General features: G+C 64.4%; 9 protein-coding genes and 1 pseudogene. All 10 read left to right on the top strand.

Annotated features, from left to right (window positions below; all coding sequences use genetic code 11):
• Positions 1–201: hypothetical protein (locus AC4FIJ_RS16125; RefSeq protein WP_490337654.1), on the top strand; the 201-nt coding region annotated here is incomplete at its 5' end.
• Positions 182–976: a DUF448 domain-containing protein gene (locus tag AC4FIJ_RS16120; RefSeq protein WP_490337653.1), complete on the top strand. Its 795-nt coding sequence runs from the start codon at positions 182–184 to the stop codon at positions 974–976. The genes AC4FIJ_RS16125 and AC4FIJ_RS16120, both read left to right, overlap by 20 nt.
• Positions 977–1076: 100 nt before the next feature.
• On the top strand, positions 1077–3680 hold the full coding sequence (gene infB, locus AC4FIJ_RS16115) for a translation initiation factor IF-2 (RefSeq protein ID WP_490337652.1): 2604 nt from the start codon (positions 1077–1079) through the stop codon (positions 3678–3680).
• 158 nt (positions 3681–3838) lie between these two features.
• Positions 3839–4375, top strand: coding sequence for a DUF1697 domain-containing protein (locus AC4FIJ_RS16110; protein ID WP_490337651.1), 537 nt, complete (start codon positions 3839–3841; stop codon positions 4373–4375).
• Positions 4376–4377: 2 nt separating this feature from the next.
• Positions 4378–4776: a 30S ribosome-binding factor RbfA gene (rbfA, locus tag AC4FIJ_RS16105; protein ID WP_490337650.1), complete on the top strand. Its 399-nt coding sequence runs from the start codon at positions 4378–4380 to the stop codon at positions 4774–4776.
• 119 nt (positions 4777–4895) lie between these two features.
• Positions 4896–5486, top strand: coding sequence for a thymidine kinase (locus AC4FIJ_RS16100; protein WP_490337649.1), 591 nt, complete (start codon positions 4896–4898; stop codon positions 5484–5486).
• Positions 5487–5545: 59 nt separating this feature from the next.
• Positions 5546–6229: a site-2 protease family protein gene (locus AC4FIJ_RS16095; protein WP_490337648.1), complete on the top strand. Its 684-nt coding sequence runs from the start codon at positions 5546–5548 to the stop codon at positions 6227–6229.
• Positions 6226–7215, top strand: coding sequence for a tRNA pseudouridine(55) synthase TruB (gene truB, locus AC4FIJ_RS16090; RefSeq protein WP_490337647.1), 990 nt, complete (start codon positions 6226–6228; stop codon positions 7213–7215). The genes AC4FIJ_RS16095 and truB overlap by 4 nt, the downstream gene beginning before the upstream one ends.
• A gap of 21 nt (positions 7216–7236) precedes the next feature.
• A complete protein-coding gene (gene rpsO, locus AC4FIJ_RS16085; protein WP_490337646.1) occupies positions 7237–7506 on the top strand; it encodes a 30S ribosomal protein S15 in 270 nt (89 codons plus the stop codon).
• 199 nt (positions 7507–7705) lie between these two features.
• Positions 7706–8784, top strand: a pseudogene (locus tag AC4FIJ_RS16080) (polyribonucleotide nucleotidyltransferase); the annotation flags it as partial.

Genomic DNA, 8784 nt, shown 5'->3' with positions numbered 1-8784 from the left:
CTGACCGAAGAGCAGGGCAACGAGATCATCATGGCCGCCCGCGCGCACTGGTTCGAGGACGAGGAAGACGTGACCGAGGGCCAGCCCGCGGACGAGACGATTTCCTCCGAAGCCGAGGCCGTGACCGACGAAGCCGTGGCCGAGGCGACTGCCGAGGACGAAAACATGCAGGAGGCCGCCGATGCGGACTCCAAGCAATGAGACCGTAGCGTCCGACATCGATGAAAAGGTGCCCGAGTTCGACGAGGGCACCGTCACCCGCCGCTCTGGCGCGCGGGGCGATGGGCCCATGCGCAAATGCGTGATCACGGGCCGCATCGCTCCGCGCGAGAGCCTGCTGCGTCTTGCGATGGGGGCGGGGCCGGATGGCCGCTTGGTCGTGCTGCCCGATGCCCACGCCAAGGCGCCGGGTCGCGGCGCATGGGTCGGCGTCACGCGCGGCGAGCTTGAAGAAGCGATCGCGAAGGGCCATCTGAAGGGAGCCCTGGCACGCGGTTTCAAGGGGCCGCCGCCAGCCATTCCGGCCGATCTACCCGAACTGGCAGAGCAGGCGTTGTTGCGTGCGCTGACCGATCGTCTGGGCATCGAGTACCGATCCGGCAATTTGCTTGCCGGGTCCGACCGCATTGCCGAGGCAGCGCGGGCGGGCAAGGTCTGGTGGCTGGGGCATGCGTCCGACGCCGGCGGCGACGGTTCGCGGCGGCTCGACCAGGCATGGCGCGTGGGTGAGGACGAGGAAGGCTCCGGCATGGCGGGCGAACGCTTGCCTCTGGACCGGGCGGGCCTGTCTGTGGCATTGGGCCGCGACAATACCGTCCATCTGGCGTTGACCGATCGTGCCGCCGCCGGACGTGTTTCGACCTTGCTTGCAAGGCTCAACCATTACCTTGGCCGCGATGCCGCGACCGCCGGTGGCCCCGGGAATGCCGGGTTGGAAAGTGGAGGGCCTGCCGCACAGCGGGCCAGCGAACCGTAGAGGCGGGCGCGTTCGGCGCACCTGCAGGGGCAGGCCGCAGCAGATGACGACGCCGTTCGCGGCGTGACGAAGATGATTTTGATAGGGTTTTTTGACCAGTATGAGCGATAACGACAACAGCACCCGGACCCGCAAGCCGCTTGGCCTGAAGCGTGCGGTGGACGCGGGCGAGGTCAAGCAGACTTTCAGCCATGGCCGCACCAACAAGGTCGCCGTGGAAGTAAAGCGCAAGCGCAAGATCCTGAAGCCGGGTGAGACTGCGCCTGCCGCGGCTCCCGAAGCCGCGCCGACTCCCGCCGCTGCTCCGCCCGCCGCACCCAAGCCTGCCGCGCCGAAGCCCGCACCGCGCCGGCCGTCGCCCAGCGATGAGACGCCGCAGGAGCGTGTCGCCCGCCTGCAGCGCGAGGCCGAGGAAGAGCGCCTGAAGATGGCGGAGGAAGCCCGCCGCCGCGAGGAAGAGGCCAAGGCAAAGGCGCTGGAGGAAGAGCGCCAGCGCGCCGAGGAAAACCGCAAGGCAGAGGCCGAGGCACAGAAGGAAGCCGAGGCCGAAGTCAAGGAGACGCAGGAAAAGCCCGCTCCCGAGGTGGAAGCGGAGAAGCCTTCCGAACAGGAAGATGCCGCGCCGACCGCAGATGGCCCGGCCGCAGATGGCGAGGAAGAGGGCGAAGCCGTCCCGGCGCCACGCAAGTTCACGCCGGTCAAGCGTCCCGAACCCAAGAAGGTCGAGAAGAAGCCTGCCGCCGACAAGAAGGGCGGCGCGCGCGATACGCGCGGCGATGCGCGCAGTGTCGATGCCAAGGGGGCAGACCGTCGCCGCGGCGGCAAGCTGACCGTCAACAAGGCCTTGAACGACGACGAAGGCGCACGGGCCCGCAGCCTTGCCGCGCTCAAGCGTGCGCGAGAGAAAGAACGCCGCTCGCAATATCGCGGCCAGCAGCAGCCGCGTGAGAAGCAGGTGCGCGATGTCGTCGTGCCCGAGGCCATTACCGTGCAGGAACTTGCCAATCGCATGGCCGAAAAGGGCGCGGATCTGGTCAAGGAACTGTTCAATCTGGGCATGATGGTGACCGTCAACCAGACCATCGACCAGGATACGGCGGAACTGCTGGTCGAACAGTTCGGCCATAACATCGAGCGCGTGTCGGAAAGCGATGTCGACATCGACACCACGGTCGACGTGGATCCCGAGGAAAGCCTGAAAGGGCGTCCTCCGGTCGTGACGATCATGGGGCATGTCGACCACGGCAAGACCAGCCTGCTCGATGCGCTGCGCGGCACCGATGTGACCCGCGGCGAGGCGGGCGGCATCACGCAGCATATCGGCGCGTATCAGATCAAGACCAAGGCGGGTGACCTCATCACCTTCCTCGATACGCCGGGCCACGAGGCCTTTACCGAGATGCGCGCGCGTGGTGCCAATGTCACCGATATCGTCATCCTGGTGGTGGCGGCCGACGACGGGCTGATGCCGCAGACGATCGAGGCGATCAACCACACCAAGGCGGCCGGCGTGCCGATGATCGTGGCGATCAACAAGATCGACAAGGACGAGGCGAACCCGCAGAAGATCCGCGAGCGCCTGCTGGAGCATGAGATCATCGTCGAGGCCATGAGCGGCGACGTGATGGACGTCGAGGTTTCGGCCAAGAACAAGGTCGGGCTCGACAAGCTGCTCGATGCGATCAATCTGCAGGCCGAACTGCTCGAACTGAAGGCCAACCCCGACCGCGACGCCGAGGCGACCGTGATCGAGGCGCAGCTCGACAAGGGCAAGGGGCCGCTGGCCACCGTCCTCGTTACGCGCGGTACGCTGCGCCGCGGCGATGTGTTCGTGGTCGGCACCGAAAGCGGCCGTGTTCGCGCGATGCATGACGACAAGGGGCGTCAGGTCAAGGAAGCGGGTCCGTCGACTCCGGTCGAGGTGCTGGGCCTTGGCGGTGTGCCCAATGCGGGCGACGTCCTGAACGTGGTCGAGAACGAGCAGCGCGCCCGTGAGGTTGCCGGCTATCGTACCGAAAAGGCTAACGAGAAGCGCACCGCGATGCCGGTCTCGAACTTCGAGAACATGTTCTCGGCGCTCAAGAGCGAGATGGTCGAGTTCCCGGTGGTCATCAAGGCGGACGTGCAGGGTTCGGTCGAGGCGATCTCGACCGCGCTTACCCGGCTGTCCAACGACCTCATCAAGGTTCGCGTCCTGCATTCGGGCGTCGGCGCCATTACCGAGAGCGACGTGACGCTCGCGGCGGCATCGGGCGCTCCGATCATCGGCTTCAACGTGCGTCCCAATGCCAAGGCGCGCCAGCAGATGGAAAAGGACAAGGTGGAGATGATGTATTACGACGTCATCTATCACCTGACCGAGGAAATCGCGAAGCGCATGGCGGGCGAACTGGGTCCCGAGCGGATCGAGAACGTCGTGGGCCGCGCGCAGGTCAAGCAGGTGTTCCCTGCCGGCAAGAAGGACAAGGCCGCGGGCCTGCTGGTCGAGGAAGGCGTCATCCGCAAGGGTCTGTTCGCGCGTCTTACCCGCAACGATGTCATCGTTTCGGCCACCTCGATCGAATCGCTGCGGCGCTTCAAGGACGACGTGGACGAAGTCCGCGCAGGTCTGGAATGCGGCGTGGTGCTGTCCGACACGAACGACATCAAGCCGGGCGACCAGCTGGAAGTCTTTGAAGTCGAGGAGCGCGAGCGCGTTCTGTAACAGGTGGGCGCGGGCGATCCCGATCAGGAGACGATCGACCGGCGCAGTGATAATGCCGAGGCTACCCTTGGGTGCCTCGGCAAAGCGCTGGGCTGCGCATGGATCGTGTCTGGAGCGGCGTTCCTCGCGCCTTTCATGTTCTTGATGGAGCGTATCTGATGCCCCGCTATGCCGCTTTCTTCGCCAGCATGAATGTCGGCGGCAACCGGCTCAAAATGACCGATCTGCGCGACGCGCTGGAACGTGAGGATCTGGAAGACGTCGAGACCGTCGTCGCCAGCGGCAATGTGCTGTTCTCCTTCGACGAGCGGCCTTCCGACGGCCTGTCGGAAATGCTGGCCTTCATCGTCAAGGATCGCTTCGGTTTCGAGACTTTTGCGGCTGTGCGCAGCAAGGACGAGGTGCGCGCCGCCATCGAGGACAATCCCTTTCACGGAGACGGCGAGGACAAGCTTGTCCATACGCTGTTTCTGGATGGGGAGGCCGATCCGGCGCAATTCAACGTGCTGATGGCTGCCTATGAAGGGCGCGGGCCGGAAAGGATCGCGCTGGGCGGCCGCTGCCTTTATATCGATTATGTCGAGAGCGTTGGTAACAGCAGGCTGACCGGGCCCTTCATCCAGCGCAAGCTCGACCGGCGCGGCACCGCGAGGAACATGGCTTCGCTGAAACGCATATTGGACAAGATGGACTGACGATGGTGCGCAATTCCAACCCCGAACAGCAATCGGTTCGCGTCCTGAAAGTGGGCGAGCGGGTGCGGCATATCCTTTCGGAGCTGCTGTCGCGCGGCGAAGTGCATGACGACACCATTTCCGCCCATGCCGTGAGCGTGACGGAGGTGCGCATGTCGCCCGATTTGCGGCAGGCCAAGGTCTATGTGAAACCCCTGCTGGGCGCGCAGGAAGCCAAGGTGGTCAAGGCCTTGCAGGTCAACACGGCGTTCTTTCAGCGCGAGGTTGCGGAGCGGCTGGGCCTCAAGTTCGCGCCCAAACTGCAATTCCGCGCGGACGAGACCTTCGACGAGGCTGGCCGCATCGACCGCCTGCTCGACGACCCGCGCGTTCGCCGCGATGTCGAGGGGGACGAGGACTAGGCGGCTATCGACGGTCTTGCGAATTGCTGCGTCCGTCGTTGGCAGGAGGAGCGGTAAGATGACCGCGACCCTTGCGGAAACGCTCTGGCCTGAAGCGCCGCGATCGGCATAGTGCGTCGATGGCCAAGCTCTATTTCTATTATGCCAGCATGAACGCGGGGAAATCGACCACGCTTCTGCAGGCGGATTTTAATTATCGCGAACGGGGCATGGCCACGATGTTGTGGACCGCCGCGCTCGATCATCGCGGTGAGGACGAGGGTGGGGACAAGCCGATCCATTCGCGCATCGGACTTCACGCGGACGCGCATCTCTATGATCCCGCGACCGACCTGTGGGAAGCGGTTGCGCCGCATCATGCGGTCAGCCCGATAGCCTGCGTGCTGATCGACGAGGCGCAGTTCCTGACCAAGGCGCAGGTCTGGCAATGTGCACGGCTGGCGGACGAGGCGGGCATTCCCGTGCTGTGCTATGGCTTACGCACTGACTTCCGGGGCGAATTGTTCGAAGGTTCGGCGGCGCTGCTGGGCATTGCCGATGCCTTGATAGAGTTGAAGGCGGTATGCCATTGCGGGCGTAAGGCGACGATGAACCTGCGCGTCGATGCCAGCGGCAATGCCACCAGCGAGGGCGAGCAGACCGAGATCGGCGGCAACGAGCGCTATGTCGCGCTGTGCCGCCGCCATTTCGTCGAAGCGAACCGCGGCTGATCCCCGAGCGCCGATACTATCGGGTGCAATCGGGCGGCAGGCGTCCTATCTGACCCGCCATGTCAGACACCATAATTCTCGCCGTCATCCTGATTCCCTGCCTGATCGTGGCCATCGTCTTTCACGAGGTGTCGCATGGCTGGTCCGCACTGATGCTTGGCGATCCCACCGCAAAGGAAGCACGGCGTCTTTCGCTCAATCCCATTCGTCATGTCGATCCGGTGGGCACGGTGGCGCTGCCGGGCGCGATGGCGCTGATCGGCGGGCCGGTGTTCGGCTGGGCAAAGCCGGTGCCGGTCAACAAATGGCGGCTGAACAACCCGCGCTTTGGCATGATGGCGGTGGCGGCGGCGGGGCCTGCCAGCAATTTCGTCATGGCGGGCATTGCCGCGGTCGCACTCGGCCTGCTGGCGCGCAACCTCGATCCTGCCAGCGTGTCGGTGTCGATGCAGTGGACCATCACGGGCATCGACTATTTCATCCTGATCAACATCTTCCTTGCCTTCTTCAACCTGTTGCCGATTCCGCCCTTCGACGGATCGCATATTGTCGAAGGGCTTTTGCCGCCGCGCTGGGCGCGCGCGTATGAAAAGCTGCGGCCGGCGGGGATGCTGCTGTTGGTGGGCGTGATCGCGCTCAGCTGGTTCTTTCCCGATCTGGGGGTGATCGAGAATGTCGTCTGGCCGCCGGTCGACTGGCTGCGCGGCCTATTCATCGGGCTTGCCGAAGCGATCGCGTCGTGACGGAGGCCAAGCCCGCGCCGCCTAGCGGCTGGATCATCCTCGACAAGCCGCTGGAGATGGGATCGACGCAGGCGGTCGGCGCGGTAAAGCGCAATCTGCGGCAGGCAGGCTATGCCAAGGCAAAGGTCGGCCATGGCGGCACGCTGGACCCGCTGGCGACAGGCGTATTGCCCATCGCGATCGGCGAGGCGACGAAGCTGGCGGGCCGCATGCTGGATGCGACCAAGACCTATGAATTCACGATCCAGTTCGGCACGGAAACCGATACGCTGGATGCGGAAGGTGCGGTGGTGTCCACGAGCGACCGTCGTCCACCGGCGGCGGCACTGCTGGCGATCTGCGATGCCTTTACCGGAGAGATCGATCAGGTGCCGCCGAAATACTCCGCGCTGAAGATCGACGGCCGCCGAGCCTACGACCTCGCCCGCGCTGGCGAGGAGGTGGAGATGAAGACCCGCCGCGTGACCATCCACACGCTCGGCCCCGTTGGCGGACAGGGGCAGGGCGCCGAAGTCGACTCGGTCTTCGCGACGACCAGCGGGCGGCCCGACCCCTACGATCCGGGCGCGCCGCTGGAAATGATGGACAGCGTCACGCTGGAAGCCACCGTGTCCAAGGGCACCTATATCCGCAGCCTTGCCCGCGATATCGCACATGCCCTTGGAACTTGCGGACATGTTTCCTATCTAAGGCGTACGCGCGCTGGCCCGTTCGGCCAGGATTCCGCGATTTCGCTGGACAAATTGGACGAAATCGGTCAGGGCGCGCGCCTTGCTGAAATACTTCTGCCGCTGGAGGCAGGGCTGGACGACATCCCGGCCCTCGATCTCCACCCGGATCAGGCAGAAGCGGTCCGACAGGGCCGGCAATTGTCCGGGCTGACCATTCCTGATGGAACTGTCTGGGCGAAATGCGGCGGCAAGCCGATAGCCCTGATGGAGATTTCGGACGGCGTGGCCAGGGTCCTTCGGGGCTTTAATCCGTAATCGATGTCGCGGAGTGAAACTATGTCGGTTACCGCCGAGAAAAAGCAGGAAATCATCAAGGACAACGCCCGTCAGACCACTGACACCGGCAGTCCCGAAGTGCAGGTCGCGATCCTGACCGAGCGTATTCGCAACCTGACCGAGCACTTCAAGGATCACCACAAGGACAATCACTCGCGGCGTGGTCTGCTGGTGATGGTCAACAAGCGCCGTTCGCTTCTCGCCTACCTGAAAAGGACGGATGTAGAGCGTTACAACGCGCTGATCCAGAAGCTCGGCCTGCGTAAGTAAGAGTTTCCAAGGGCGGTCCCGACGGGCCGCCCTTGTCGCATTTGGAGCCTGTCATATCGGCTCCGATTCAAGGGCTGACCCCGCAATTCGGCAGGGTGGCCATGGGGCACGACGAAAAGCCCCGCACCGGACCGGGACGGTATCCCCGGCAGTAGGCCCCGCGCTGCAATACGGCACCGCGGGTTCATAAGGAAAATACATGTTCGACACCAAAACCGTATCGATTGAGTGGGGCGGAAAGACCCTCACCCTCGAAACCGGCCGCATTGCCCGTCAGGCTGATGGCGCCGTGCTGGCCACCTATGGCGAAACCGTGGTGCTTTGCGCCGTGACCGCCGCCAAGAGCGTGAAGGAAGGGCAGGACTTCTTCCCCCTGACCGTTCACTACCAGGAAAAATTCTCCTCGGCCGGCCGCATTCCCGGCGGCTTCTTCAAGCGCGAACGCGGCGCGACCGAGAAGGAAACCCTGACCAGCCGCCTGATCGACCGTCCGATCCGCCCGCTGTTCCCCGAAGGTTTCTACAACGAAATCAACGTCATCTGCCAGGTCCTGTCGTATGACGGCGAGACCGAGGCCGACATGGTCGCGATGATCGCCGCGTCCGCCGCGCTGACCATCTCGGGCGTGCCCTTCATGGGCCCGATCGGCGGCTGCCGCGTCGGCTTCGTCGATGGCGAATACACCCTCAACCCCAAGCAGGACGCCGCTCTTGAAGAGGGCCGTCTGGATCTCGTCGTCGCCGCCACGCAGGAAGCTGTGATGATGGTGGAATCGGAAGCCAAGGAGCTGACCGAGGAAGAGATGCTGGGCGCCGTCATGTTCGCGCATGACGCATGCCGCAAGGTCATCGGTGCCATCATCGATCTGGCCGAGCAGGCTGCCAAGGAGCCCTGGGAGCTGAACGTGGCCGACGACAAGTCCGCCATGAAGGAAGAGCTGCGCGGCCTCGTCGGCGAGGATATTGCCGCTGCCTACAGGCTGACCGACAAGTCGGCCCGTTCGGATGCGCTGAACGACGCGCGTGCGAAGGCCAAGGCGCATTTCGCCGAGGCCGACGGCCAGACGCAGATGACTGCGGGCAAGCTGGTCAAGAAGCTGGAAGCCGACATCGTGCGTACCGCCATCCTCAAGGACGGGCAGCGCATCGACGGACGCAAGCTCGATCAGGTTCGCCCGATCGAGGCGATCGCCGGCTTCCTTCCGCGGACGCACGGTTCGGCGCTGTTCACGCGCGGTGAGACGCAGGCGATCTGCACCACCACGCTGGGCACCAAGGA

This window comes from Croceicoccus sp. (assembly GCF_983967925.1).
This window is presented reverse-complemented; position numbering and strand designations above follow the sequence as displayed.

Bases quoted from the DNA above. Each gene is read 5' to 3' on its own strand.
- AC4FIJ_RS16120 (WP_490337653.1), top strand. From the start codon at position 182: ATGCGGACTCCAAGCAATGAGACCGTAGCGTCCGACATCGATGAAAAG.
- infB (WP_490337652.1), top strand. From the start codon at position 1,077: ATGAGCGATAACGACAACAGCACCCGGACCCGCAAGCCGCTTGGCCTG.
- AC4FIJ_RS16110 (WP_490337651.1), top strand. From the start codon at position 3,839: ATGCCCCGCTATGCCGCTTTCTTCGCCAGCATGAATGTCGGCGGCAAC.
- rbfA (WP_490337650.1), top strand. From the start codon at position 4,378: ATGGTGCGCAATTCCAACCCCGAACAGCAATCGGTTCGCGTCCTGAAA.
- AC4FIJ_RS16100 (WP_490337649.1), top strand. From the start codon at position 4,896: ATGGCCAAGCTCTATTTCTATTATGCCAGCATGAACGCGGGGAAATCG.
- AC4FIJ_RS16095 (WP_490337648.1), top strand. From the start codon at position 5,546: ATGTCAGACACCATAATTCTCGCCGTCATCCTGATTCCCTGCCTGATC.
- rpsO (WP_490337646.1), top strand. From the start codon at position 7,237: ATGTCGGTTACCGCCGAGAAAAAGCAGGAAATCATCAAGGACAACGCC.